Origin of the sequence: Prosthecobacter gellanilyticus (genome assembly GCF_007992435.1) — a bacterium.
Lineage (GTDB): Bacteria > Verrucomicrobiota > Verrucomicrobiia > Verrucomicrobiales > Verrucomicrobiaceae > Prosthecobacter > Prosthecobacter gellanilyticus.
The window spans coordinates 13,846-39,111 of record NZ_BKAG01000019.1 but is presented as its reverse complement, the minus strand read 5'-3'; the positions used below and the strand labels follow the sequence as shown (position 1 = coordinate 39,111).

At 60.7% G+C, this 25,266-nt stretch carries 18 protein-coding genes and 1 riboswitch; of the genes, 12 read left to right on the top strand and 6 right to left on the bottom strand.

From position 1 onward, the window contains the following. Positions 1 to 60 precede the first annotated feature (60 nt). Genes BGE01nite_RS14310 through BGE01nite_RS14300 form a run of 3 tightly spaced genes read left to right on the top strand, consistent with a single transcriptional unit; the run spans position 61 to position 4,322 of the window. Positions 61 to 693 (top strand): lysophospholipid acyltransferase family protein, encoded by a 633-nt coding sequence (locus tag BGE01nite_RS14310; RefSeq protein WP_146851163.1) that lies wholly within the window; start codon positions 61 to 63, stop codon positions 691 to 693. A 29-nt stretch (positions 694 to 722) separates the two neighbouring features. Beyond that, a complete protein-coding gene (locus tag BGE01nite_RS14305) occupies positions 723 to 1,124 on the top strand; it encodes a hypothetical protein (protein ID WP_146851162.1) in 402 nt (133 codons plus the stop codon). A gap of 36 nt (positions 1,125 to 1,160) precedes the next feature. Beyond that, the gene (locus tag BGE01nite_RS14300) at positions 1,161 to 4,322 is read left to right on the top strand and encodes a PVC-type heme-binding CxxCH protein (RefSeq protein ID WP_146851161.1); all 3,162 of its coding nucleotides are present in this window, start codon (positions 1,161 to 1,163) and stop codon (positions 4,320 to 4,322) included. Positions 4,323 to 4,359: 37 nt separating this feature from the next. Here BGE01nite_RS14300 and BGE01nite_RS14295 read toward each other — a convergent pair whose 3' ends face one another. The 4 genes from BGE01nite_RS14295 to BGE01nite_RS14285 all read right to left on the bottom strand — a co-directional run bounded on the left by BGE01nite_RS14295 (position 4,360) and on the right by BGE01nite_RS14285 (position 8,892). Beyond that, on the bottom strand, positions 4,360 to 6,165 hold the full coding sequence (locus BGE01nite_RS14295; RefSeq protein WP_146851160.1) for an SPFH domain-containing protein: 1,806 nt from the start codon (positions 6,163 to 6,165) through the stop codon (positions 4,360 to 4,362). 118 nt (positions 6,166 to 6,283) lie between these two features. Beyond that, positions 6,284 to 6,790, bottom strand: coding sequence for a PH domain-containing protein (locus BGE01nite_RS29000; protein WP_170266794.1), 507 nt, complete (start codon positions 6,788 to 6,790; stop codon positions 6,284 to 6,286). A gap of 11 nt (positions 6,791 to 6,801) precedes the next feature. Beyond that, positions 6,802 to 7,059: a hypothetical protein gene (locus BGE01nite_RS28995; RefSeq protein WP_170266793.1), complete on the bottom strand. Its 258-nt coding sequence runs from the start codon at positions 7,057 to 7,059 to the stop codon at positions 6,802 to 6,804. 106 nt (positions 7,060 to 7,165) lie between these two features. Beyond that, positions 7,166 to 7,340: riboswitch (cyclic di-AMP (ydaO/yuaA leader) on the bottom strand. Positions 7,341 to 7,407: 67 nt separating this feature from the next. Beyond that, a complete protein-coding gene (locus BGE01nite_RS14285) occupies positions 7,408 to 8,892 on the bottom strand; it encodes a serine/threonine protein kinase (RefSeq protein WP_146851158.1) in 1,485 nt (494 codons plus the stop codon). 127 nt (positions 8,893 to 9,019) lie between these two features. Between BGE01nite_RS14285 and BGE01nite_RS14280 the strand changes: the two genes are divergently transcribed. The 3 genes from BGE01nite_RS14280 (at position 9,020) to BGE01nite_RS14270 (ending at position 11,933) form a co-directional block, all read left to right on the top strand. Continuing rightward, positions 9,020 to 9,808, top strand: coding sequence for a TrmH family RNA methyltransferase (locus tag BGE01nite_RS14280; protein WP_170266792.1), 789 nt, complete (start codon positions 9,020 to 9,022; stop codon positions 9,806 to 9,808). A gap of 28 nt (positions 9,809 to 9,836) precedes the next feature. Beyond that, a complete protein-coding gene (locus tag BGE01nite_RS14275; RefSeq protein ID WP_146851156.1) occupies positions 9,837 to 11,249 on the top strand; it encodes a sulfatase family protein in 1,413 nt (470 codons plus the stop codon). Positions 11,250 to 11,345: 96 nt separating this feature from the next. Further along, the gene (locus BGE01nite_RS14270; RefSeq protein WP_170266791.1) at positions 11,346 to 11,933 is read left to right on the top strand and encodes a thermonuclease family protein; all 588 of its coding nucleotides are present in this window, start codon (positions 11,346 to 11,348) and stop codon (positions 11,931 to 11,933) included. A gap of 61 nt (positions 11,934 to 11,994) precedes the next feature. Here the strand turns inward: BGE01nite_RS14270 and waaF are convergent, their stop codons facing one another. After that, positions 11,995 to 13,953: a lipopolysaccharide heptosyltransferase II gene (gene waaF, locus BGE01nite_RS14265; protein WP_146851154.1), complete on the bottom strand. Its 1,959-nt coding sequence runs from the start codon at positions 13,951 to 13,953 to the stop codon at positions 11,995 to 11,997. Between the two features lie 115 nt (positions 13,954 to 14,068). On the opposite strand from waaF, the gene BGE01nite_RS14260 reads away from it, so the two are divergent. After that, entirely contained in the window at positions 14,069 to 14,608 is a 540-nt protein-coding gene (locus BGE01nite_RS14260) for a hypothetical protein (protein WP_146851153.1), read from the top strand. 51 nt (positions 14,609 to 14,659) lie between these two features. Here the strand turns inward: BGE01nite_RS14260 and BGE01nite_RS14255 are convergent, their stop codons facing one another. Then, on the bottom strand, positions 14,660 to 17,431 hold the full coding sequence (locus BGE01nite_RS14255) for an AsmA-like C-terminal region-containing protein (protein ID WP_146851152.1): 2,772 nt from the start codon (positions 17,429 to 17,431) through the stop codon (positions 14,660 to 14,662). Between the two features lie 75 nt (positions 17,432 to 17,506). Between BGE01nite_RS14255 and BGE01nite_RS14250 the strand changes: the two genes are divergently transcribed. Genes BGE01nite_RS14250 through BGE01nite_RS14230 form a run of 5 tightly spaced genes read left to right on the top strand, consistent with a single transcriptional unit; the run spans position 17,507 to position 25,069 of the window. Further along, a complete protein-coding gene (locus tag BGE01nite_RS14250; protein WP_146851151.1) occupies positions 17,507 to 18,982 on the top strand; it encodes a Wadjet anti-phage system protein JetA family protein in 1,476 nt (491 codons plus the stop codon). Positions 18,983 to 19,015: 33 nt separating this feature from the next. After that, entirely contained in the window at positions 19,016 to 19,690 is a 675-nt protein-coding gene (locus BGE01nite_RS14245) for a DUF4194 domain-containing protein (RefSeq protein WP_146851150.1), read from the top strand. After that, positions 19,687 to 23,022 carry an SbcC/MukB-like Walker B domain-containing protein gene (locus BGE01nite_RS14240; RefSeq protein WP_146851149.1) on the top strand — a complete coding sequence of 1,112 codons (3,336 nt, stop codon included), beginning with the start codon at positions 19,687 to 19,689 and terminating at the stop codon, positions 23,020 to 23,022. Before BGE01nite_RS14245 ends, BGE01nite_RS14240 begins: the two co-directional genes overlap by 4 nt. A 50-nt stretch (positions 23,023 to 23,072) precedes the next feature. Then, entirely contained in the window at positions 23,073 to 24,287 is a 1,215-nt protein-coding gene (locus BGE01nite_RS14235; RefSeq protein WP_146851148.1) for a Wadjet anti-phage system protein JetD domain-containing protein, read from the top strand. After that, positions 24,284 to 25,069, top strand: coding sequence for a GDSL-type esterase/lipase family protein (locus tag BGE01nite_RS14230; RefSeq protein ID WP_246145726.1), 786 nt, complete (start codon positions 24,284 to 24,286; stop codon positions 25,067 to 25,069). The genes BGE01nite_RS14235 and BGE01nite_RS14230 overlap by 4 nt, the downstream gene beginning before the upstream one ends. Positions 25,070 to 25,266: the final 197 nt, after the last annotated feature.

Genomic DNA, 25,266 nt, shown 5'->3' with positions numbered 1-25,266 from the left:
AAGGGGTGGATGGTCTGACGTGTTGCGTCTGCCCTGCGCCCCGCTAAGACATGGGATCACATGGCGAAAATTCGCATCAAAAACCTGGGAAAGATCGTGTCGTGGCTCATGCGCGGCATCGGGGCCACGCTGCGCTTTGAGGTCGAGGACCGCACGGGAGCCTTTGATACCCAGCGTCCAGGCTGGATCTGGGCTTTCTGGCACAATCGCATGTTCGTGATCCCCTATGTGCATGAGCAGTGGTTTGCCCACATTCCGGGCGCGATTTTGAGCAGCCCCAGCGGTGACGGCCAGATCATTGCCGATGCCTGCGCCCAGTTTGGCTTTGAGGCGGCCCGTGGGTCGAGCTCGAAGCCTCAGAAGGGTTTGAGCGCCCTCATCATGCTGTCTGAAAAGGTGAAGGAGGGTCGCGATGTAGGCATCACCCCGGACGGGCCGCGCGGACCGCTGTATCAGATCCAGCCGGGCATCATCAAACTGGCGCAGCTCACCGGCGGGACCATCGTGCCGGTGCGGGTGCTCTACTCACGCGCGCTGAGGTTCAAGACCTGGGACCAGTTCATGCTGCCGCTGCCTTTCTCCACCGTGAAGGTGATCTTTGAGCCGGTGATGACCGTGCCGCGCCGGATGACCGAGGAAGAGTTTGAGGGGTATCGAGCCTCGCTGGAGCAGACGCTGGTGAAGGAGGCGTAGGGGAATCTCATTAGACCAGTTCGCACGCCATGGCTCTTCCACCCAAACAAGTCATCTACCGGGAACTCCTGCACTGCACGTTGCCGCACCTCCGTAACGTCTCGTCATGGCGCTGGTGGATGCGCATGTGCGACCGTTCCGCCTACTACGAAGCTGAACTGATCCACAATCTGCCGGTCTCGATGTATGAGCCTGATTTTGTCGAGCACGACGTGTGGTTTCTGAATGTGCAGGCGAGGACCTACTACGAGGAGTGTAGCGCGCATTGTCTCACCTCTATCCACAGCAAGTTGAGAGGATACGAGAGCTGTTCGCACTCGTGCCGCCTCACCTTCGCCCGAAGCTACAGTGGGCGGGGCCATCGTGAGCTTTGGGTGAAGAAGGCCAAGGTGGATGGTCGAGAAGGAAGCGTCCTGTGGCGGCGTTCTTGACCTCTTGACTCCTTTTGACCAGCCTTGACCTTTCTCATGCGCTCTTATCTCCCGCTGCTCCCTTTGATGCTGTCCGCCTTTCTCTCTGCCGCCGAGAGCAAAGACCGCCTTGTCCGCGAGACAGAGCCTCTGACTGCGGAGCAGGAACGCGCCGCGCTGCATGTGCCACCGGGCTTTGAGGTGCAGCTCTTTGCCAGCGAGCCGATGATCAACAAGCCGATCAACATGGCTTTCGATGCTCGTGGCAGGCTCTGGGTCAGCTCGACGGTGGAGTATCCTTACAGCGCGGACAAAAGCCGCTGGTCGGATGCCGAGGGCACGCGAGTCAAAGGCAGCCGCGACGCCATCAAGATCCTCGAAGACACGGATGGCGACGGCAAAGCGGACAAGGTGATCGACTTTGCTGATGGCTTAAACATTCCCACCGGTGTGGTGCCCTGGCACAAGCCGGAGCACAAGGCAGGCTGCATTGCCTGGAGCATCCCGAACATCTGGTATTTCGCGGATACGGATGGCGATGACAAAGCGGACATTCGGCAAATTTTGTTCGGCCCGTTGGGTTATGAGAAAGACACCCACGGCATGTGCAGCAGCTTCCGCCTGGGTCTGGATGGCTGGGTGTATGCGACGCATGGGTTTAACAACACCAGCAAGTTTAAGGCGAAGGATGGCAGCTCACTCGAGCTTCACAGCGGGAATGTGTTTCGCTTCAAGCCCGATGGCTCCACTGTCGAACGATGGACCCATGGTCAGGTGAATCCGTTTGGCCTGTGCTGGGATCGCTATGGGAATCTTTACAGCGCGGACTGCCACAGCTCTCCCATCTACCAACTGATCCGTGGCGCGCACTATCCGAGCTTTGGCAAGCCGCATGACGGTCTTGGCTTCGCGCCGGTGATGTGTGAGCACACGCATGGCAGCACGGGTATCTGCGGCATCGTTTACCTCGATGGTGGCGTGTGGGGCGCCGAGTGGGATGACCACATGCTCGTCGGCAACCCGGTGACCTCAAAGGTGAATCGTGACCTCGTCACCTTCAGCGGCAGCACGCCGAAGGCGAATGAGAGGCCTGATTTCATCACCAGTGATGATCCTTGGTTCCGCCCGGTGGATCTTCAACTAGGTCCCGACAATGCGCTCTACATCGCTGACTTTTATAACCGCATCATTGGCCACTATGAGGTGTCGCTGGAGCACCCGGGCAGGGATAAGGAGCGCGGCAGGATCTGGCGGGTGGTGAAGGAAGGCTCCACCTCCAGCCTGGAGATGTGGAGTCATGTGACGCGTGAGGCCAAGGGCATCGTCAAGCTCATGGAAAAGGGCACGCCTGCACAGCGAAGACTGGCGATTGAGGCGTTTGCGCAGGATCCGAAACTGAGGGCCGAAAAAAACTTTTCCATGTGCGGTGTCGGGGAGCCTCCACCTGATGAACGTCACGCAGAACCTCATGCGTGGTTGAGCCTGAGACCATCTCCAGGTCAGCCTAACTCACATCTCGAGTCGGATGTAGTAAACGTGTTGAGTCAGAGAGTGATCCATCTGCGCCTTCTTGCCCTCCGCATCGCTGCTGCGCTTGGCCCATGGAGACCGGAAACAAAAGATGCCATGGTCTTCACGGCTTTTGAGTGCCCGACGGATCAAACGCTTACCATCCACGCCCTGGCAGATGCCGTCACGGCGCATCCATCATCAGAGTTTGTCTCGCCGCTGATTGACCATCTTCATCGTTGCCCTGCCTCGGATGTATCTTTGAAGCATTCTCTTCTGGTCGCGCTTCGTAACTGCCTGGAGGCCGGAGGCATGCGTGAGCTTTCAGACGGGCTGATCCCGCAGCCGCTGAAGCGGACGATGTTTGAGGTGATCACCAGCACGCGGAACCCCGAAGCTGCGAAGTATTTGTTTGATCGCCTTCCCAGGATGAACCGCGATGACCAGGTCGGCCGCGCGATCAGTCACATCGCACGTTATGGCGATAGCGCGTTGATCGTGCCGCTGATTCAGTTGGTGAAGTCCCAAAAAACGAATTCAACCGAATCCATTCAAGCCATTTCCGATGGCCTTAGCGAGCGAGGTGCGCCTGTGCCTCAAGAGCTCCACTCCTGGGCACAAGAACTGGCGGAGGCAATGCTCGTGGATCTAACCAAGAAGCCTCAGCCTTCCTGGACATCTGTCGCTTCGTCAAAGGCCCCCATATGGGCTCTCAAAAGCCGCAAGTGCTCCGATGGCAAGGAGGCGCAGGTGCTGCAGAGCATGAGCGGGGGCGGTGGAGATGAGGAGAGTCGTGTGGGCATCTTGAAATCCAAGGAGTTTGTAGCGCCGAACCAATTATCACTTTGGGTGAACGGGCATCGCGGTTTTCCGAAAGGAGAGGTTCACGACAAGAACCTGGTGCGTGTGGTGGATGCGACCTCTGGTGAGGTGCTCGCGAGTGTGTTCCCGCCGAAGAATGATGTCTGCCAGCGCATGAAAATGGATCTGGCGAAGCATGCAGGCAAGCAGGTGCGGCTGGAGATCGTGGATGGAGATGATGGCAAGGCTTATGCCTGGCTGGGCATCACACGCATTGAGCCAGCGGTGGTGAGTGTGGATGATTTTCAGACGGAGGACACCGTGCGGGAAGGTTTGAAGAAGATCGCAGTCATTCTTCAGCACAGTGCTCCCGCGGCGTTGCGGGAAAAACTGGCCGCTTACCTGCCTCCGCGACCAGCACCGCCGCCACTGCCGATCTCACCCGAGCAGCGGAAGCAGATCGATACGCTGATCACCTCTCGTGTGGAGGCTTTTGCGAAGGCCAAGCCAGATGTCGCCAAAGGAAAACAGGTTTTCCAAACCAACTGTGCGGTGTGCCATCGTATTGGCGGTGAGGGCGGACTCATCGGGCCGCAGCTGGATGGCATTGGCACACGTGGCGTGGCACGCTTGAGCGAGGACATCCTGGATCCGAACCGCAATGTGGATGCGCACTTTCATGTTCACACCTTCACGCTGAAGGACGGCGCGGTGTTCAGTGGCTTCCTGAAAGCCGAGGCCGGGCAGGTGAACATCCTCGTGGATGCTGCGGGCAAGGAGCATCGCGTCACCAAGAAGGATGTGGAGAAGAGTGACGTGATGCCCATGTCTCTCATGCCGCCGGTGTTTGGTCAGACGATCGATGAGGCGTCGTTTCAGGATTTGCTCGGCTACTTGCTCGGGAAGTAGCCAGCGGCTTGTTGCCGCTGGCTCTGCCCAACTAACTTTAGTTCACCGGACTGACCGGGACGGTCACTCGCGGGCCGCTGTTGCGGGCGGTCATGGCCATGAGGGCCTCGATGAGGCCTGAGGCATTGCCATTGAGGCCGCCGCCGTTCACCAGCACGTCTGGGACGACGCGGAGGTTCTTCTCCGCGATGATCTGGAAGAGCTGCATGAGCGAGTAAGTGTCCTGACCCACGGCCTGGATGCCAGCGCTGTGAGCCTCAGCTTTCGCCTGGCCGGTGGCGCGGATGGCATCAGCATCGCCTGAGGCGCGCAGGCGGGTACTGGTGGCCTCGCCCTCGCTTTTCTTCACGGCGGCACTGGCCTGAAGCTGGGCGATCTGCACGCCCTGCTCAGACTTCACCATCTCATGCTGGATGTCTGCGAGCGAGGTCTGGCGCACGAGTTGCTGGCGCTGCTTTTCCGCAGCCTCCTGAATCTCATAGGTCTTGCGCTGCTCCTCGGCGAGCTTGCGATCCGTCTGTGTTTTCATCAGGGACTCGGGTGGTGTGATGTCGCCAATGAGAGTGTCGATAGCTTCCACATCATACTCGCGCAAGGCGGTGCTGATATGGCTGGCGGCTTCCGACTGGCGGTCACTGCGCGCACTGAGGAAATCCAGCACGGTGTAGTCCTGCGCGCTGTTGCGGAAGTAGTTGCCGACGATGGGTTGCAGGACGTGGTCGATGAGGTTCTGCAAGGAACCCGCACGCGAGATGACCTTTGGAGCTTCATTGGCACCGATGTGGATGATCTGGGAGACATCGAGATTAAAGGCGAAGCCATCCCGCGAGCGCACGGTGATGGAGCTGAGTTTTTCATCGAAGCGATGCGCCTCGGTGCGGTTCGCCCAGTTCAGCACGATGTTCGTCGTGGGCACAAGTTCGACACGCATGATGTGCGTGTTGATGGGGTGCTTGCCGGGCAGCAGCGGCTTCACCCACACACCTTTGTGGCCGACTTCTACAAGGTCACCATGCTTGAAGTCAGGGCCGCTGACGTCCTCATGCGCCTTGCCGACATAGGAGATGACGACGCCGACATGACCGATGGGGATCTCGATCATCTCCACCTGCTCCACACTCGCGAACCAGGGGTTGATGTTCCACTGACCGCTGAGCAGGATCTGCTCCTGCAGGCCACGGCTGCCGCCCGCATTGAGGAAGCTCTGTGCGTCCTGGAAGTTGTTGTGACCTGCCACGATGGGGCCGGCCATTTCTCCCTGCTCGATGGGCAGACCGTCCAGCGTGGTGACGATGCCGACGCGGTCGGGCTCCACATGCAAAAGGCGCAGGCAGCCCGGAGCCACGCCGTGCTCATGCGACGTGCGTGTGGTGATGACATTGAACAGGGCTGGATTGATGCGGTAAGAGCCTGCGGTGAGCACGCCGAGCTGACGGCCTTTCTCGCCGCTGTTTTTCAGGAAGGCACGGGCGTCCTGGAAGTGATCACAGGCGACCACACGACCCAGAATGCGCTGCGGTGGGATGGCAGCGCCTGTGCGTGCGACGATGAGGGCCAGCTCTCCCTGAGGCACCACAAGGATGGGCACCTTTTGCACCTGATACTGCCAGATCCAGTAACCGAAATACAGCCCTGGTGGAAGTGTGTCCGCCTGGAAGCCGGCCTCTCCATTCAGGGCGATGATCTCGCCCGGAGGCAGGCTGTTACGGGCGAAACGTTTGATGATGAGGCCGACCTGCTGCTCGTTGATATGGACGATGCCGAGGACATTGATGGTGATGATGAACAAGATAATGAGGGTGGCCCACCAGTAGGTGAGCGCGAGATCGAGAAGAGTTTTCATAGAGAAGAGAAGGGGGAATGTTTGGAGAAAGGGAGTGGTGGAGTGATGGAGACATGGATATCCAGAGGGCCGTTGTGATACTGGCCTAACAGGATGTTGTATTGGATGTCGGCCTGCTCTATGGCGGAGTGACCGCGGCCTTCACGGCTTCGACGAAGTCCTCGGGATCGTCGGGGGAGAGCACAATGGTGTTTCTCTCATGGAAGATCAGCACCACTGGCCGTTTCCAGTCATTCACATAGGCACGGTAGTGCCCGAGACGCCTGTTCCAGTAATGTCCGGTGATGGAATAAAAACCGCCGTTTCCATATATGCGGATGCTGCCGCTCATGGCTTCGGGCATCGTCAATGCGTACTTCAAGCCGCTGATGGGGATTACGGTGTCCCAGAGCAGACGATGAATGCGCAGGATGTTTGCATCCAGAGTATAACCACGGACAGCATAGCACGCCGCTGGAACAACGATGAGCCAGGGAACAAGGCAGATGAGGAGAGCCAGCAAGGATGACGCGTTGACGTAGGCTATTGCGAGAGCGGCCAGACACATCGGTCCGAGAAACAAGGTGGAGAAAAGGGAGATCCACTTCAGCCCTGTGCCCCAGGGCGCTTTGAAATGTTGTTTCATGAAGGTGATCCTCATTTGGTGATGAACTCGAGCCGCTGGCACTGAGGGCAGCGCCAGGCGCTGACTTTGCGGGCTTCGCGCCTCACACCAAAGATCCAGGCATTGAGCTGGCGCAGGATGGTCTGGTCCATCGGCGTGGGGCTGACCCAGACGTTGTTTTGCAGCAGGCAGCCACGTGTCATCGGCACGCCGCACTCGCGGCAGGTCACAGGCGCAGGAGGTTCCGTCAGGCTGCGTGGATGGCAGCCGCGGATCGCGGTCAGGTTCATGGATATGGTCTCTTGGCGGCTTTTTGCCAGACGGTCTCCCGTCCTGCGAAAAAGCAGGTCTATGTGGGGAAACCATGGTCCCGATGCACAGGCACCGGGCAGAGGATTGCCCTCCCAAATCGGCCTGCGAGGTTAGCTGACGGGCTAGGTCTTGGAAGTGACCCCTCAGGTGGTTGCCCACCCTTGTGCGCCCCATCCTGAAGGCTCTTGCGATTCTTCAGGAAGTTGGTTCCCCCGTGCCAGCGCTCAGGAAGGAGCACCAGCTTCGGCTGCACGGGTAGTCACGCACGGGTAACCAACTTTGTCAAATTCGGCGATGATGTTCACGAGTGCACGATGCACTTGAGACTACTTTCCAAGAGCTGCTTTCTTGCTGCGATAGTCGTCACGCAGGCGCTTGAGTGCGGCTGGCAGATTCGGCTCGTCCGTGTCAGGCACTGATTCGCCATTTTGCAGGCGTTGCAGTTCTTTTTGGAAGAAGGGCAGCTCGTTGAGACGCACTTTGTCGAGCGCGGCAGTAGCTTCGCTCTGCACCGCGTTACGATACTCGGCTTTCAGCGCTGCGAGGGGATCCGCGGCGGGTGCGGGTGGCGGCAGGGTGATGGGTGACGATGGCGCGGTGACGGGTGCTTGCGGAAGCTGCGGAGCTTCGGGAAGCTTGCCGAGCATCTGCCCCGGCATCGCGGCTTCTTCGCGTGCGGAATCAGGATCGTTCGGATCCTTGAGCACGATCTTGTCCTTCATCACGTAGAAGATGAGCATGACCACAGCGGCCACGAGGAAGATGGAGAGATGCAGGCTGGCACGCAGGCAGGCCCACAGAAAGTCATCCAGCTTCTTCATGAAGGAGGGCTGCGGGCGCACGACCGGAGGCGGCGGACGTCCGGGCGCATAGCGCGGAGGGGCGTGGGTGGCAGGCACCGCAGGTTCGTGCGAGTGCGAGACCGGTGGAGGCGCGGCGGGGGCAGAGACGGGCGCCGGGCGTGATGCCCGCGCGGGGGCAGGTGCCGGGGCTGGCCTGGCTGCGTGTGCTGAAGGCGGATCGGCGGCGGGTGTGCCAGCGGACTTGGTGGAGGCCCCTTGCTGCTGCGTTTTCAGCGCCTGCACCAGAGCCTCGCGGACTTCAGCCGCGCTGGTGTAGCGGCGTGTGGTCTCCAGCTGCACACAGCGGCGGATCACTGCCCCGAAGGCAGGCGGGAGATTGCGTGAGACACGGCCATCCTCAGGCAGAGGCTCGCGGCCAAACATCTCATGCAGCAGGGCGCCGAGATCGGTGAGATCTCCGGTGATGGAGGCCTCGCTTTCATGCAGCCAGGAGATTTCGCCGCTGGGCGTGATGCTCATGCCCACGCCGGTGATCTTGAGCTGGCCTTCTTCATCGACCAGCACCGTGCGCGAGTTCAGCGCGCCATGCTTCAGTCCCTGCTCATGCAGCATGGAGAGGATGTCGCAGACCTGCAGGGCGTAGCTGTAGCCCAGCTTCGGCGGCACCTGGCGCTCCTGGATGAGGTCGGAGAGCACCCGGCCGTCCACATGCTCGGTGACGAGATACAGATGGCCGGAGATGGCGCGGCCAAAGTCATACACGGCCACGATGCGCGGATGCACGATGCGGGCCCGGGCGCGCAGACGCTCCATCAGGCGGCCGGCGGCCCCCATGGAGGGCTCCGCCATCACGCGGATCATCACAGCGCGGTCCAGCGCAGGCTGGCGCGCGAGGTAGATGGCGCTTTCCTCGCCCACGCTGATGCGCTCCTCGATCTCATACTGCGGCAGTGCCGAGCCGAGCTCTTCAGCGGTTGGGAAATCGGCAGTCGGGGAGATATCGGACATGATGGGGGGCGCAGGACTTTTTCGGGGGAAAGCGGCGGCTTGGCAAGCACCAAGAGACGGCGCGGTGTCACGCTCGTGCCTTGCGGTCCTCCCGTGGCTGCGCTACCCAGCAGGCCGGATGCCAGCCATGATCTCCAGTTCCAGCAACGAGCGTGTCAAACACGCGCGCCGGGTGCGTGACGGCCGTGAGGAGGGGCTGATTTTCATTGATGGCCTGAGACTGGCCGAGGAGGCACTGAGGTCCGGCACCCATGTGGAGACAGCTTTTGTGGATGCGGAAGCGCAGGAGGCAAGGCTGGAGGCGCTGGTGGCAGATTTGGCGGCTCAAAAGGTGCCCGTGCTCACGGCTTCCCGCAGCGTGCTGGACGCCATGGCAGACACCGTGCAGAGCCAGGGGGTCATTTTGATCGCGAAACGTCCAGCGCCGGATGCAGGTGCGCTGTTTCGAGATCAGACAGGCTTGCTGCTGGTGGGCATCGATCGTGTGCAGGACCCTGGAAACATGGGCACTCTGCTGCGCACGGCGGAGGCTGCCGGAGCTCACGGCGTGATCGTGCTCAGTGGCAGTGTGGACGTGTATTCGCCCAAAGTGCTGCGCAGCTCCATGGGCTCGGCCTTCCGCCTGCCGGTGATCACGGAGGTGAGTCATGAGACCCTGGCCGATCTCAGGCAAAAGCACGCGCTGCATCTCACCGCCGCCGCTGGCGAGGGAGAGCTGGACTACGACCGCTATGACTGGCGCCAGCCCACGCTGCTGCTGCTGGGCAATGAAGGCCGAGGTGTGAGTGCAGAGCTCATGCAGACCTGTGACACCCGCCTGCGCATCCCGATGGCGAATGGCGTGGAGTCTCTCAATGTGGCCGCTGCGGGTGCCGTGATGCTCTTTGAGGCTTCCCGACAGAGAAGACGCGGATAGTGCGCTGCCGGTCTCGCGTTTAGAGATCATGCGCCTGGCCCTCTCTGTCCTTTGCGTCCTATCCGTCCTCGCTACCACGCTGGTGGCACGTCCGACGAATGTGGTCTTCATCCTCACGGACAACCAAGGCGCGTGGACCCTGGGCTGTTATGGGAACAAAGACATCCGCACGCCGAACATCGACGCACTGGCGAAGGGTGGCATCCGCTTCACACGGGCACTGAGCAGCAATGCGGTGTGCTCGCCCACACGCGCGACCTTTCTCACGGGACTCATTCCATCGCAGCATGGAGTGCATTCATTTCTGGATCCGAAGTTCATGATGGGCCCGCAGGCTTACAACACGCTGGGAGAGTTCACCTCCATCGGCGAGATCCTGAGAGACTCCGGCTACACCTGCGGCCTCAGTGGCAAATGGCATCTTGGCGACAATCTCAAGCCTAACGAAGGATTCTCCTTCTGGGTCACGAAGCCGGATGGCAGCACGAAGGAGTTCTATGATCAGGAGATCATCGAAAACGGCCAGGTCACGAAGGTGGCTGAGTATACGACGGACTTTTGGACGAGACGCGGGATCGAGTTCATGGAGGCGAACAAGGAAAAACCTTTCTTCCTGTATCTGGCTTACAATGGGCCTTATTCGCTGGGCAATCTGATGCTCAATGAGTCGAAGAACCGTCACGCGGCTTATTATGCGGACAAGGAGCTGCCGAGCTTCCCGCGAGATGCCATGCACCCCTGGCAGCACCATAACAAACAGTTTCACAACGATCCACGTGCCATGCGCCGCATGGCCAGCGAGGTCAGTGGTGTGGATGATGGCGTGGGCGAGGTCATGGCCGCGCTGAAGAGGCTGGGATTGGAAAAGGACACGCTGGTTGTTTACTCGTCCGATCAAGGCTGGATGGGCGGCCAGAATGGCATCTGGGGCATGGGGGATCACACCCGGCCCATCGGCGCGCATGAGCTGATGATGCAGATCCCGCTGATCTTCTCACAGCCAGGAAGCATTCCAGCGGGTGAGACGTCGGACTTTCTGGTGAGCAACTATGATTTCCTGCCCAGCCTGCTGGGCTACCTGAATCTCTCAGACAAGCTGCCGACGAAGCCCAGGCTGCCCGGCCGTGATTTCTCCGCTGTTTTGCGAGGTCGTGACATCGATGCCTGGGACAACACGATCTTCTATGAGATGGAGACCTGCCGTGCCGTGCGTGGGCAGCGCTGGAAATATGTGCAGCGGCATCCAGCGGGACCGCATGAGCTCTATGATATGCAGGCAGATGCGCAGGAGCGGTTCAATCTGCTCGGTCAACCCGGCATGGAGCCCGTGGTGAAGGAGATGTCAGCCCGGCTGGATGCCTTTTTCCACACCTATGCCGACCCTCAATACGACCTGCTGCATGGCGGCAGGTCCAAGGCGAAACGTGTGACCGCCGAGTAGTGCGATGAAGTTGCCAGCGCGCCTGTTTAGCGGCATGAGAGACACATGAATTTTTACAGGGGCCGATCCAGGCGAGGACGAAAAGGGAAGGGGTGGTTGTGGCTATGGATCGCGCTGCTTTTTGCCGGCTGGCAGGGCTGGGAGCAGGTGGTCCAGAAGACCTCCTCACCCGAGCGCGAAGCCACAAAGGTTTTCGAGGTCATCCTGGATGCAAAATGGCATCCGCATCGTGACAATGATGGCGACAGCTTTCATCTCGAGCACGGTGGCAAGGTGCATGAGTTCCGTCTCTACTTCGCGGATTGTCCGGAGAAGAAACGGCATCATCTGAATGGCGATCGCCTGGCCGAGCAGGGGCGCTACTTCGGCGGCTTGAGCGAGGCTGAAACAGTGCTTGTGGGGCAGAGGGGCGAGGCGTTCACACGTGAGCTCATGAGCACGCAGCCCTTCGTGGTGTGCACGAAGTGGCACAAGGTCTACAACAGCGGGCGCTACTATGCCTTTGTGATCTTCCCGGATGATCTGGACCTCTCGGCGAAGCTAGTGAGCGCAGGCCTGGCGCGGATCCACACGGGCGGGACGACCTTGCCGGATGGCCGGGATAAGAAGGCGTATGAGCAGCAACTCAAGCAGATGGAAGCCGAGGCGCGAAATGCGAGACGCGGAGCGTGGGGACGGCTCTGACATGGACTGCGGCAGCCCTGCTGCCGGGGAGGAGAGTCGTGAATGGACTCCTGAGGCTTCGCTAGCTGATCCTCGCCATCACAGCACCCGCCACTCTCTCCGGCGTGATCTTCGTCATGCACTCATAGTGACCAAAGGGGCACTCGCGCTTGAAGCAGGGGCTGCAGGGGACTTGATGACGAATGACGGTATGCTGGTCACCGAGCGGGCCGGTGAGGATGGGTTCGGTCGAACCAAAAATGCTCACCGTCGGCACGCCGAGGGCGGCGGCGAGGTGCATGGTGCCGGTGTCATTTGTGACCAGCAGATCACAGCCGCGAAGCTGGGTGATGAGCTCGGCCAGCTTGGTCTTGCCGACGAGATTCGTGTGCTTCACGGCATCACCCACCAGGGTTGAAAGCTGCTCGCCCATGGCGGCTTCACCCGGAGCGCCGTAGAAGGTCCAGGAGATGCCTGCGCGCTGGCTGGAGACCTGCTTCATCACCTCGGCAAAGCGATCCAGCGGCCAGCGTTTGGCCTGGCCGTATTCAGCGCCGGCGCAGATGCCGATCTTCAGTTCGCCGTTTTTGGTTGCCGGTTCGCGGTTGGGGACCAGAGCATCGGAGACTTCAGAGCCGATGATCTTGGCGATGTAGAGATAGCGATCGGTGTGATGGACGGGCGGTCCTTTGACCTTGGGCTCGCGGATCTTGTGACGCAGGAACTTGCTGCGGAAGGAGCCGGTATAACCAATAAGACGCTCGATGCCACCGAGCCACAGCTCCAGCGTGCTGCGGGTGCTGTTGGTCAGAAGCACCGCCGCATCAAAGGGCACGCCGCTGTTTTTGATCCGGCGCGCCACGGAGAAGAGGCCTTCCTTGTTGTCCTTGCCAATGTAGCGGTCCACGCCGGGCTGGGCTTCCCAGAGGTCACGCAGCTTCTCCGGGCCGAAGACGGTGAGCTTCAGATCCGGGCGGCCGGTGCGCATGGCGCGCACGGCAGGGAAGGCCATGCAGGCATCGCCTAACCAATTAGGTGATCTGACAAGCAGCTCGAAGGGCTGCAGGCGGCTCATGTCATACCCCGGCGGGTAGGCGATGCCGCGGCGGTAGCTGTTGATCATGAGGAGCGGCTTCGGTGTCTTCCAGCGGTTGTGCACCCAGAACCAGCTCTCCGGCTGCTGGCGGATGAGGGCCTCCACGGCTTGATTCACCTCGGCAGTGAGAGTCTGAAAGGTGGACTCCACTGTGGGACGAATGGCAGGACCATAGCTGGCGCGCCAGCGTGCAGGACCATCGTCATACACGGCCAGGGTGACCATGATGGCCTTCGTGCGCAGGGCGACCATGCCGGCGATCGGCGTGGTGGAGGCGAGACGGTCAAAGAAGGGTGCCCACACGCCCAGGTCTCCCGCGTGCTGGTCCACCAGGATGCCGAGACTGCCACCCTCACGGAGGTGCTTCATAGGCGCGTGAAAGCCCTCCTGCCTGTTGAAGATGGCGTAGCCGTGCTTTTGCCGGGCACGCAGGACGTGCGCATCCATGTAGGGATTGTGCAGCGGCTGGTAGATCACGCCCGGATGACGGCCAAACGAGCAGAAATTGGGCAGCTTGTTCAGCACCTCCCAGCAGCTTTGATGAGTGACGAGGCCGAGGATGGGCTGGCCAAGTGCCAGCGCGGCCTGCATGTGCTCCATGCCGTCCAGCCGCACGCGGGCCTCGATCTGTTCCCGCGTCATGGTGGCGAGTTTCAGGCCGCTGAGCCCATTGGCAAAAACGGACAAGAAGTGCGCCCGCGCGGTCTTCCTCTGCCACGCTTCATCTTTCTCCCGTCCAAAGGCGATGCGGACGTTCCGCAGCACCAGACGGCGGTATTTGCCGATGACGAACCAGGACACGGCACCCAGGGCGCGCCCCACATGCCAGATGAGGATGAGCGGCAGCATCTTGAGCACCGCCTCCATGCCCAGGAAGGCCATGTACACGAGCCAGTAGCGCGCGAGTTCGAAGCGCGTGTGCTGAGGTGGGTCGGGCTGGCTCATGGGCTCCTTCCCTGACACAATCAGGCAGGGCTGGCAATCGCGGAGAAATCGTAGGCGCAGGTCCGATAAGCGGAGATTTACAACTGCGGCGATGTTTGGCAGTTTGAAGGGGATTATGAAAAACTTTCTTCCCCTCCTCGTCGTGGTCCTGGGTTTCAGCGGCGGATTTTTGCATGCGCAAGGCACCACCGGACCGACGCAGACGAAGCCAGTCCCCGAGGAGTTCCTCCAAGACGGCCTTTGGACCGGCTCGCTCAAGGGCGGCCGCTACATCGTGAAGGCCGGGCAGATCATCGCCCTTTCGAAGCATGAGTATATCGCGGATGCGGCGGCACGTGTGGTGGAGGTGAATCTCACGCTGAGCTCCAACACGGCCGTGCGCTTTTACTACCTGGAGCCGGTGAGGCTGGAAGGAAATGGCGTGGTCGCCGTGGGGCAGCAGGCCATCGACAAAGCCCGCCAGGCAGTCACGGAGGCCGCAGGGCGCATCTCACCTACGCTCACCGAGCCGAAGGTGGTGAAGAGCTATCCCGTTTCCACCCATGCCCACACGGTGGAGTATGTGATCAAGGAGGAGGCGAGGTTGAACTCGCTCTTCGACAGTCTTGAAAATGCGTTCCGTGATCCGGGGAGAAAGCATTTCTGGAGGGAGTGATCTGAACAGCCCCTTTTAAAAGACAGCTCCACACGAAGGGGCTCTTGAGTCCTAGTCCGGGCTTCGGAAGAGCCTGCCGTCACTGGGTTTGTCGGGCTTGTCCGGATTCTTGAAGAGCTTTTTCAACTGCGGCAGCAGCGGCTTCATGCCTTCGGCGGCAGGGCGGTCCACGGGCTTGTTGTTCTCATCCAGCGGCTGGGCCTTCACCGTGCGTTCGCCGCCGCGCAGGAGCTTGGCCTCCCATTTGGCATCGGAGAGCGGGCCCGTGCCCTTGTATTCCAGCAGCTCGCTGAAAGGCAGGAAGACAATGCCGGGGAGGCCGCGCACACGCACCTGCGCGTTCATGTCCAGGCGGTCGTTGAGGAAGTCGATGCTGCCATCCAGCAGGACCTTGAAGGCACTGGTCAGGGCGGTGAAGTCCTTCGTCACCAGGAATCCATCCCCCACGCTGAAGGTGCAGTCGGCTTCCTTGGCGATGTTATAACCCGCGATCTGCTTCGGCAAAATGGTGCGGAGCATGGGGGCGAGCATGCCGACGATGGGGATGGAGTAGAGGTCTCCATTCAGGATGGTCAGGGCACCTGTTCCCTTCAGCGCCTGCCAGTCATTCATGCGGCCGGTGAACTTGAAGAACCCGGTGGCATCTCCCTGGCTGTCATTCCCCTTCCAGTAGATGCTGGCAAAGAGCGGCAGGCTGATGTTTTTCAGCAGCAGCTCACCCGTGTAAGCTTTCGGGTCGCGCTCAGAGGCCGTCGTGCCCGTCAGGGAGAAGTTTCCGCCTAACAAAGAGGATTGAATGTCAAACTTCGTCCCCGCGCGTCCCCCGCTCACATCCGCGCGCACCTTCTCAAAGGGCATCTGCTTTTTGAAGACCTCGAAGGGGAATTTGGCCGCGGTGACTAAGGCGGTGAAGTCATCAGACTCGGGCCGGAGATCCACGCGGCCTTTCGCATTCATGGGGCCTCCAAGAACGTGTCCGCTGACATCAAAACGCAGGTCCATGCCCTTGAAGGTGAGCTCACCGGCAGGAGACTGGATGAGATAGTCCTCGTTGAAGAGCACATAGCGTCCGGTTCCGGAAGGATGGTGAAACTTGACGACGAAGTCATTCTTTTCCGGCGCGCGATACCAGATCGTCCCCTGCACGGAGGCCTGGGTGGTGTTGGGCAGCTTGTATTTCGCCACGATCTCCGCCGTCTTCGGGCCGAAGACGCCCACCACACCCACGGGGTCGATGCCGGACTTGATGCCGTCCAGCTTCACCCACTTTTCCACATCATTCACCTCCACATGAGTGGCTTCGGCCACGCCTTCCGGGCGGCGCACCTTGATGTTCTTAAAGTGCATCAGCGGATGCTGGATCTCCACATCCGCGATGAATTCATCGACATACAGGCCGCGATACTTCATGCGCCGGAGATCGCCATGGCCTTTGTTGACCCATGTTTTCGGATCAGGATCCGTGCCGACACCCACGACTTCCAGATCGATCGAAGACTCGGGGGTGAACTGAAAGCGCTGAATGATCTCCCGGCCCTGCTTCCCCTCCACGAAGGGCAGAAACGCATTCGGGTCCATGCGCACTGTGAGCTGGTAGCGCGTGCCCTGCGTCTCATGCAAAAGGGTCTGCGCGCTCAACGTGCCGGTCTTGTGACGAAGTAAAAAATCACGGACATACACGCCCTCCGGCGCCACGCCGATGGTCGCCTTCAAGCCATCAAAGACCTCACCCCGGGTGCCGAAGCGGCCGCAGTCCAGGTGCCCCGTGACCTGCACGGGACGCTTGTGCTCAGAGAGCGGCCCATCCACATGCCACACACCTTCCAGCGCCAGGTGAGGTGATTCGTAGAAGACGATCTCGCGCAGGTTGTCGTTGTCGAGAAAGGCCTGCGCGAGGCCGGGAAGATCCGCGCTGGAGGTGAGCTGAAACCGCAGATCCTCCGCGCCCATGAGCCAGGAGGCACTCACATTCACCTCACCGAGACGGTCCTTCAGATGAAAGCGTGTGAGGTCCACAAAGCCCGCGTTGTATTCTGCCTCGGCGCGCACTTCGTCCGCCGCATAGCTGCCGTATTCCAGACCCTCCACCTCGAAGAAAAGCCGCACATCCAGCTCATTGAGTTTGTCCAGCGCTCCATTGACCTCGAGGTTCAGATGCGGTGCCTTGGCAAAGGTGAACCTGCTGAGCCAGTCGAGGCCGCGCTGCACCCGCTGCTGATGTTCGCGCAGACCCTGCACGCGCTGCATGGGGGTCGGGGCTGGCACGCCGGGAGTGGGGGGATCCGTCTCGGTCTTCTGCGGCAGCAGCAGCTCACCCGTCAGGCTCAGGACAATGCCGGCGAGCGTGCCCTCCACCTGCTGCAGATCCAGACGGCCATCATTGATATAGACACGCGCGCTGAGGTCATCCAGCTCAATGCGGGTTGGGTTGGGTGACTCCGGATCGACCGGGAAGGACACGCGAGTGTGGCTCAGCTCCAGCGCCTCCACCACGAACTGCTTTTCCATCAGCTTCCCCAGATTGAAGTCGAGGATGAGGTGGTCCACGTCCGCCAGCACATGCTTGCGGTCACTCCCGGCGAAGACACGCACATCATGCGCCACGATGCCGCCCACGGGATTGATCCGCAGCCTGCTGAAATCCAGGTGCAGTCCGCGCTGCGCCAGCTCCCGGATCACGAAGTCGCGCCAGGTCTTCCCAAAGGCATCCGTGCCCAAGTAAATCGCCCCCGCCAGCAGACCGCTGCCGAGAATGAGGCGAATGACTTTGGAGAGGAATTGGTTCAAGCCTGGGAAGGTGCCTTCGGGGCCGGGTGGGGTCAAGCGATGGTCAACGGAGCGGTTTGCATGCCGACTTGACCTCTTGGAGCATCTGGTGACCTCTTGGCTTCGCCCTTCATGCCCGAAACTCTCAGCACCCGACTCAGCCGCAGCGTCTCGGCGGATTTCTTCCGTCCGCTGGCACGGCCGTCAGCGCCGGTGTATGTGGACTGTGCAGACCGGCTGATCGAGGAGGCAGGCGAGGCTGGGCGGCTCTCCCAGCGTGAGACCACGGAGATCATCCGCGAGGTCATTGCCCGGCATCCGCTGTCACTCCTCGCTGAGGATGAAGGCGCGGCGCTCAGAGATGCGCGGCAGCGTGCGGGGCAGTTCTTCAACCGCCTCATCGCTGCCGGCTGGTTGGAAGACCAGACGCTGGGGCTGCATGAGCGCTGGGCGGTGGTCACCCCGGGCCTGCGACCACTGATGCGCATGCTGCGTGATCTGGCGGAGGATCGTGTGGCGGAACTGAAGACCTTTGCGGACACGCTGCGCGGTCTTTGCCAGACGCTGGAGGAGCGCGGGGTGCTGGATCCGCAGGTCAATCCGCCGGACCAGCTCAGGTCGACCATCACCGATCTCTCGCAGCGTCTGGAGCGTGCCATCGAGCAACTGCATGCGGTGGAGAAGATCGTGACCAGCTTCGAGCAGCGGCAGAGGCAAACGGCGACGGCTGCGGACACCCTGAACCTGCTCTATGAGGAGTTTGGCCAGGGGCAGCACATGGTGTGCTATGATGCGCTGCGCCGTGGCGGATTGCTCACCCGCATCGAGAACGCGCGCAGTGCCATTTCGGAGCGTCATGATGATCCGCTGATGCGTGAGCGGCTGGCCACAGGCCTGCGTGAGCACTACGGCTACGATGACACGGAGTCCTATGACCATGCGGTGATGATGCTCACGCGTCTGGAGCGGGATCTCGGCGGATTGAAACGACGCGCCGAGGCCATCGATCTGCGCATGGCGGCCTTCAACCGGCTCAGTCAGCAGAGATATCGCTACCAGACGGAGTTGCGCGGGCGCCGGCCGGAACTCGTCAAAGCCTACTGTGATGCGATCAATGCCGCGAGTGCGGGTGGACGCTTTTCCGAGTTCGCCGGGCAGAAGGCGGACTTCGCTCCGCGCTGTGTGGAGACACGTTTCTTCTTTGGTTCAGAGTCACTCTACAAACCGCGCCGCACGAAGATGCCGGTGGATCTCACATTTGGTCAAAGCAGTGCCTCGAAGCAGAGCGAGGATGAAGTGCTGGCGGCGTGGAGAGAACGCCAGCGCCTGGCGCTGACACCTCAACGCGCGGCGCGCCTGGTGGCAAAGCTGCTGCCGAGCAAGAAAGGCGAGATGAGCACGGAGGAAATCACTCTGGAAACGGCGGACGACTTGCTGGATCTGCTGGCCGTGGTGGCCTACGAGCATGCGCCTGCCCTGGCCGGGAAGCGCGTGCGCTGGAGTGTGGACGGTGTCCGCCGCAGGAATGGCCTGGAACCGCACATCATCGAGCATGACGAGATCGCGGGTCATCGTGTGGAGCGGTTCACGATCAAAAGGGAGGCTTGAGGAAGCGCCACAACCCTCCATCATCACCGCCCCATGTCTGCCCCCACCTCTGATCCTCTCTGGCCGCGCTCCTTCTGGAGTGATGTGCCGGACAGTGACCGCGCCGCGCTGCGCGAGGTGCTGGCAGAGCTGCTGGGACGCGGTGTGCTGCTGGGAGACGAGGGCAGCGGGCGCGAGCTGTATATGCTGGCCCGGGACCACTATCGCACGCATGTGGAGGACTACCTGGCGCCGCTGGCGCTGGAGCTGATCGTGGATGATGACCATTCGCTGCTGCAGGCACGCCCGCGCACGGAGTCATGCCTTTTGTTAGGTCGTTTTGACAAGGATGAGACGCTGGTGCTGCTGGCGCTGTGGCGGCTTTATGATGATGAGATCAGCACGGGCAGCCAGGAGGCGGTCATTGTGACCGTGGACCAGCTCTGGGCCGCGCTGAAGGTGTATTTTGACAAGGTGGCCACGCCGGAGAAATCCCAGATCGAGTCCTGCCTTGTGCGGCTGAAACGGCATCGGCTGGTCCGCACGCTGAAGCCGGAAGGCATGACACAGGCGGGCGAGATGCAGATTGAGATCCTGCCCAGCCTGGCGCGGGTGATTCCCTTTGATGACATCACCGCTTGGCAGACGCGTGTGGATCTGCATCAGCCGCAGAGCAGTGCCTCTGGCAGTGGCAAGGAAAGTCTTGAGGCCGAGGAGGTGTCGCCATGAGTTCGCGCATCACCTTGAGCCGTGTCCTCGCGGTCAACTGGTATGGCTATCGGCAGTTCATTGATGTGGCCGGTCTCTCGCTGATCACAGGTGCGAATGGCAGTGGCAAGAGCGCGCTGCTGGACCTCATCCAGTTTGTGATGCTGGGTGAGCAGCAAAGCCGCTTTAACAAAGCTGCTGCCGGTGCTGGCAGCGGGCGCTCACTGCGCGGCTACTGCCTGTGTGATACGAACACGACCGGTCGCGATGGTGCCGAGCGCTATCTGAGGCCGAGCAGCGTGACGCTGGCGGGCCTGGAGTTTGCCTGGCCGCTGCAACCGGGCGAGACCGAGCCGCGCCGTGAGACCTGGGGCGCGCGCATTGAGTATGAAAGCCCCACAGCCAAGCCTTCGACCATTTGGTTTCGTGCTGGAAGACGTCTCGCGTGGCAGGATTTCCTGAACAACGAGGCAGGGCCGCAGGAGATGAGGTTCATGCCTGAGGATGAATTTCGCACCCGTGTGCGGCGTGAGCTGGATGGCGATGTGTGGGACCGGCAGAAGGCGTATCTCGATGAGATGGCGATGAGATCGCATCTCGGTTTTGACCCGGAGCAGATGGGCAAGACGCTGCCACGCGCGATGGCCTTTGAGCCGGAGAGCAATTTCGAAAAGTTTGTTCGGGAGTTCCTGCTCGAGCCCGGCATGCCGGATGTGAAGGCGGTGAAGGCCAGTGTGGATGCGCATCGCCGTGCGCAGGAGCGTCTGGAGAAGATGTATGACCAGCTGGAGCGGCTGAAGCGCATCTCCGGGCATCATCAGGACTGGATCACCTCCAAGCGTGAGTCCGCGCTCTACACGCATTTGAGTGATGCGCTGAAGCATGAAGAGGCGCTGGAGAACCTGAACCGTCGCAAAGCCACTCTGGAGGCGAAGCGTGCAGATCATGCGGACAATCTGGAGGCTCATGAGCAGGCTGTGCAGGAGCGTGAAAGACTGCGCTCGTCTGTGGAGGCCGCGCGCACTGCCCTCGGTGACAAGGCCGTGAAACTGGAGGAGAATGATCGCCGCCGCCGCGAGATTGAAAAAGAGGTCAGCCGTCTCGAAACTGCGGCCACGCATGTGCGTGAGCTGCTGCGTGATCGTGTGCGCCGCTGGCAGGACTGGATGCTGCACGGTTCACGTCTAGGGATGGACATCCCGGACCATGCCTCAAAGCTCATGTCCGCCATGCAGAGCGCGGATGAGAGCCGCGCCCTGGCGGCCACGCGCGAGATGCCGCCGGTTTACATCCAGCTTCGTGACCAGGCCATGGAGGCTCTCCGGCCCATCGAGGCGCGCTTGGCCGAGCATGAGGCGAGGAAAGCCGCGCTGCAGAAGGATCTGGGGCATCTTCAGGAAGGTCACGCTGCACCCGCACCGCTTTTGAACGCACTTTTGGCTCGCGGACAGCGGGCCGTGGCGCTTGGGCGTGTGGTAGAGGTGAAGCCTGCCGCGGAGAAATGGTGGCCGCTGCTGGAGAGCATGATTGGACTCTATCGGCGGGCTGTTTTGCCGGAGGACTTCAAGGCGGCGTGGGACCAGGCGCAGCAGACGCCAAGCCCCACGGAACCCTTGATTCACCCGGATGAGGTGCGCCAGGCTGCGGCAAACGTGGAGAAAGGCTCCCTGCGTGAGTTTTTGGAGACCAAGCATCAGACAGCAGGTTTTTTGCTGGATCATTTGTTGGGCGGAATCGTGGCGGTGAACAAGGCTTCACAGCTCGACAAGCATCCGCGCGCTCTTTCGCTGGATGGCTGGCTCAAGGATCCGCCACGTCGCTTGAAGATCACGCCTGAGAAGGAGCTGACCCTGGGTGAGGAAGGTCTGCGGCGTCTGCGTGACATGCGTGAAGGTGAGCTGCGTGACACCGAGGCGGTGATCCAGGAAGTGCGCCAGGACTGTGATGATCTGCGCTCCTTTGTGAATCGTGGCCGTGAGTGGCGGCTGGATCATTTTACATCGCCGGAGTCGGCGGATGAGATTCATCTCCTGCCACGCTTGCGTTCTGACCTGGGTGAGCTGCGTGCCACCTGGGATCTGCTGGCCACGCCGGACAATGTGCAGGCCATGGAAAACCTGCGTGTGCAGAATGCCACGCTGGAAGGCATTCATGAGCGCATCGGCGGTCTGAAGACGGCCATCACGGCCTTCTCGGTGGAACAGGCGAGGCTCGAGGACGCGCTGGTGGAGGATGTGACGGCAGAGGAGCAGAGCCGTTTTGCACGGCAGACTTCCCGGGTGCTCGTGCGTGGCGTGACGGATGATGAGATCACCAGTCGCATCGCGTCTGAGCGGCAGAAGTCGACGTCCTGGCGGAAGTCCATCGAGATGGCGGCCACTTTGGCCTTACAGCTTGAGACCCGTGCCGTGGAGCAGCGCCGCCTGCGGGATGATCAACGCCGCGAGCTGGTGGTGGTGCATGCTGATTTGGGTGATGCACTGGACCCCGATGCCGAGGATAACGATCTTTATGACCAGCGTCGCGATGATCTGGAGACCCATGAACTGGAGCGCTTCAAGACAGCAGCTTTGGAAGCGAAGAAGGAGTGGGAGGACCGCTTGCAGCACCAGGTGCTGGATGTGCTGCGTGAAAAGCTGAGCGAGGCGGACCGCACGAAGCGCGAGCTGAACCGCGCCATGGATCATGAGATCGGCGGCTGGCGCTACCAGCTCACCAGCCGGGCCGACAAGGCGCACAGCGCCATCTGGACGCTGGTGGAGAAAGGATTGCCCAGCGGTAGCGAGATGGAGCTTTTCAATGCAGCGGGTCGTGACGACATCGAGCGTGCGAAGGCAGAGCTCATGGCGGCCATCGATGCGGCGGATAATCCGGAGGACAAGCGTCATCAGAAGGCGCTCGACTATCGCTACTATCATCACTGGGACATTGAGGCGAAGCCCGCAGGTCGTGGTGATGCGGCGGCGATCAGCCTGAACAAGAGCGCGAAGAAGCAGAGCGGTGGTGAGAATCAGGCGCCGTTCTTTGTGGCCACTCTGGCGGCTTTCCGTCGGGTGTATGATCTCGGTCGTCGTGATGAGCAGCACAACCTGGGGCTGGTGGTGATGGACGAGGCTTTCAGCAAGCTGAGCGGTGACCGCATTGATGATTGCCTGGCGCTCGCGCGGAACTTCGGGCTCCAGCTCATCATGGCCTTCCCTGAAGACCGTCTGCCGACGATGTTTCAGCACGCTGACACGGTGGTGCAGTGCCGCGTGGAACGCACGTATGACGCGGAGTCCGAGCAGATCCAGAACATCGAAAACTGGGTGGTCCGCGTGGAAGGTGCACGGCTGGCGGAGCTGGTGGAGTAGTGGTCTGCTGCCCGCTCTTGTCGGCGGGCCAATCTTCGCCACGGTGAGTGATGCGCTGGTTGCAAACGCTTCATGAGCAGTGGATGGCCGCCCGGAAACGGCGGGTGACATTGGCTGCGCGTGCGTTTCGACGTGATTGGGAAGGGCTGCTCGATGAAGCGGGCATCACGTCTGCCGAGGACCGGCAGACGGCTCTGAGAGAAGCACAGAACCTGTCTCAGCTCCGCTTGATCGCCTTCAAGAGCAAGCCTCGCTACATCGACAAGATCGAGATCCCGCTGGAGGCCGAGGCATGGCTGCATGGGAGGTTTGGGTCATCGCCAGGAGGTGAAGTTCAGCAGAGGGCGCTGGCGGTGGTGGATCGCTGGGCTGCGGAACCGCATCCACTCTTGTCAGATCTTTGGTTGGGGCTTTGTGGTCGTTTGAAGGCTGAGTTTAGCATTCCTCGGGTGGTGGAGCCTTTTCGCTGGCTGGAAGCGGAGCGGGTGGATGAGTTGCTGAGGCTGATGTTTCATCTCACCAGCCGTGAATGGCCGGAAGGCACGCTGGTGCGGGATGCGAGCACACGACTTGGCCATGGCTCAAAGTATCTCGAAGAAGAGCAAAGCTTTATCGAACGAGCCTTGGCACAGCTTTTTGGACGGGAGATGCCGCTGGAGGCGCTGGGCATCCAGACGAGCAACAGTGTGCTGCATTACTGCGGGCCGATGGTGCTGCACTATGAAGACCATACGAAGGTGCTCGATCTGCGTTATGAGGCCGCGCTGTCGGCCGTTGAACTGGAGAAGGTGGTGCACATCACCACGACTGCGGAACGTTTGCTGACCGTGGAGAACCGGAAGACAACCTTTCTGCAGTTGGCGCGGGCTGATGAGGCGCGGAGCACCTTGATGGTGGCTTCGTCATTTCCGACGCAGGCCGTGCGTCTGCTTTTGCAGAAGCTGCCACGGGAGATTCCTCACTATCATTTTGGCGATACAGATCCGAGCGGCTGGGATATCTTGAGGAGAATGCGTGAAGTCTCTGGACGTGAGGTGCAACCTTTTCAAATGCGCTGGCGGTCTGATGAGAACTCCTGGTTTCTCACCAGCCGTGACCGGCAGGTGATTGAGAGGTTGATGCATGATCCACAGATGGCCGATTGCCAGGCGGACCTTCAGCCGATGCTTGATTCGAAACGGCGTGGTGATTTTGAGCAAGAATCTCTTCCTCCTGTGCTATTGAGAGCATGGCCTTTTTTCACCTCCGCACCCCCGTCGTTATGAAAACACGTTTAGCAATGCTTGCTGCTCTCGTCGTGCTGGCGGGGCTGGCATTCATGCAGGCGGAGGAGAGGAAGAAGCTGGCGCTTTCGACGGAGATCAACACGGCGGTGACGCCGATGCTGAAGCTGGAGAAGGACGGCTATGGCTGGGAGGAGCGGCATGATGAGATCATGCGCATCAAGAATGAGATCGATCCAGAGATCGTGCTGATTGGAGATTCGATCACGCATTTCTGGGGCGGGAAGCCGGATGGTGGTCGCATTGGCAATCGCGGCACGGAGACTTGGGAAAGCTTGTTTGGGAAGCGCCGGGTGCTGAACTTGGGTTTTGGATGGGATCGCACGCAGAATGCGTTGAAGCGCATCGAGCTCGGCGAGCTGGACGGGCTGAAACCGAAGGCGATTGTGATTCACATCGGCACGAACAACACGGCGCAGACGGAGAACTGCCGGTCAAACACGCCGGAGGAGATTGCGGCGGGCATCGGTGCGATCGTGGAGCAATGCCAGAAGAAGTGCCCCGGCGCGAAGGTGATCGTGATGGCGATTTTCCCGCGCGGGAAGATGGCCGACAATCCAAAGCGCGCCGAGCTGGCGAAGATCAATGCAGTGCTGGCTGCGGCGCAGAAGGACAAGCCGGGCGTGACCTATCTGGATATCACGGACAAGTGGCTGGAGCCGGATGGCAGCATCTCGAAGGAGGTGATGCCTGATTCACTTCACCCTAACCAAAAAGGTTATGGCGTTTGGGCGGAGGCTCTGAAGGCGGTGCTGCCGGAGTGAATAGTGGTCTTGAATTTCGCGAAGCGTCCTGGAGTGCTCCAGTCCTCTGGAGCTTTCCGACGGAGTGAGTGATCGGCGTGTTTCGATTGGCAGATGACCCTCGATTGACCTTCGAAGATAGCTTGCGCGAAAACATCGTTAGGCCTTCGAGAGCGCCGGAGGGCCGGCGCACTCCAGGACGCTTCGCGACTTCGGGG

Coding starts and splice junctions, on each gene's coding strand:
- BGE01nite_RS14310 (WP_146851163.1), top strand. CDS start 61: ATGGCGAAAATTCGCATCAAAAACCTGGGAAAGATCGTGTCGTGGCTC.
- BGE01nite_RS14285 (WP_146851158.1), bottom strand. CDS start 8,892: ATGTCCGATATCTCCCCGACTGCCGATTTCCCAACCGCTGAAGAGCTC.
- waaF (WP_146851154.1), bottom strand. CDS start 13,953: ATGAGCCAGCCCGACCCACCTCAGCACACGCGCTTCGAACTCGCGCGC.
- BGE01nite_RS29000 (WP_170266794.1), bottom strand. CDS start 6,790: ATGAAACAACATTTCAAAGCGCCCTGGGGCACAGGGCTGAAGTGGATC.
- BGE01nite_RS14295 (WP_146851160.1), bottom strand. CDS start 6,165: ATGAAAACTCTTCTCGATCTCGCGCTCACCTACTGGTGGGCCACCCTC.
- BGE01nite_RS14245 (WP_146851150.1), top strand. CDS start 19,016: ATGTCTGCCCCCACCTCTGATCCTCTCTGGCCGCGCTCCTTCTGGAGT.
- BGE01nite_RS14300 (WP_146851161.1), top strand. CDS start 1,161: ATGCGCTCTTATCTCCCGCTGCTCCCTTTGATGCTGTCCGCCTTTCTC.
- BGE01nite_RS14240 (WP_146851149.1), top strand. CDS start 19,687: ATGAGTTCGCGCATCACCTTGAGCCGTGTCCTCGCGGTCAACTGGTAT.
- BGE01nite_RS14280 (WP_170266792.1), top strand. CDS start 9,020: ATGATCTCCAGTTCCAGCAACGAGCGTGTCAAACACGCGCGCCGGGTG.
- BGE01nite_RS28995 (WP_170266793.1), bottom strand. CDS start 7,059: ATGAACCTGACCGCGATCCGCGGCTGCCATCCACGCAGCCTGACGGAA.
- BGE01nite_RS14260 (WP_146851153.1), top strand. CDS start 14,069: ATGAAAAACTTTCTTCCCCTCCTCGTCGTGGTCCTGGGTTTCAGCGGC.
- BGE01nite_RS14235 (WP_146851148.1), top strand. CDS start 23,073: ATGCGCTGGTTGCAAACGCTTCATGAGCAGTGGATGGCCGCCCGGAAA.
- BGE01nite_RS14250 (WP_146851151.1), top strand. CDS start 17,507: ATGCCCGAAACTCTCAGCACCCGACTCAGCCGCAGCGTCTCGGCGGAT.
- BGE01nite_RS14275 (WP_146851156.1), top strand. CDS start 9,837: ATGCGCCTGGCCCTCTCTGTCCTTTGCGTCCTATCCGTCCTCGCTACC.
- BGE01nite_RS14230 (WP_246145726.1), top strand. CDS start 24,284: ATGAAAACACGTTTAGCAATGCTTGCTGCTCTCGTCGTGCTGGCGGGG.
- BGE01nite_RS14305 (WP_146851162.1), top strand. CDS start 723: ATGGCTCTTCCACCCAAACAAGTCATCTACCGGGAACTCCTGCACTGC.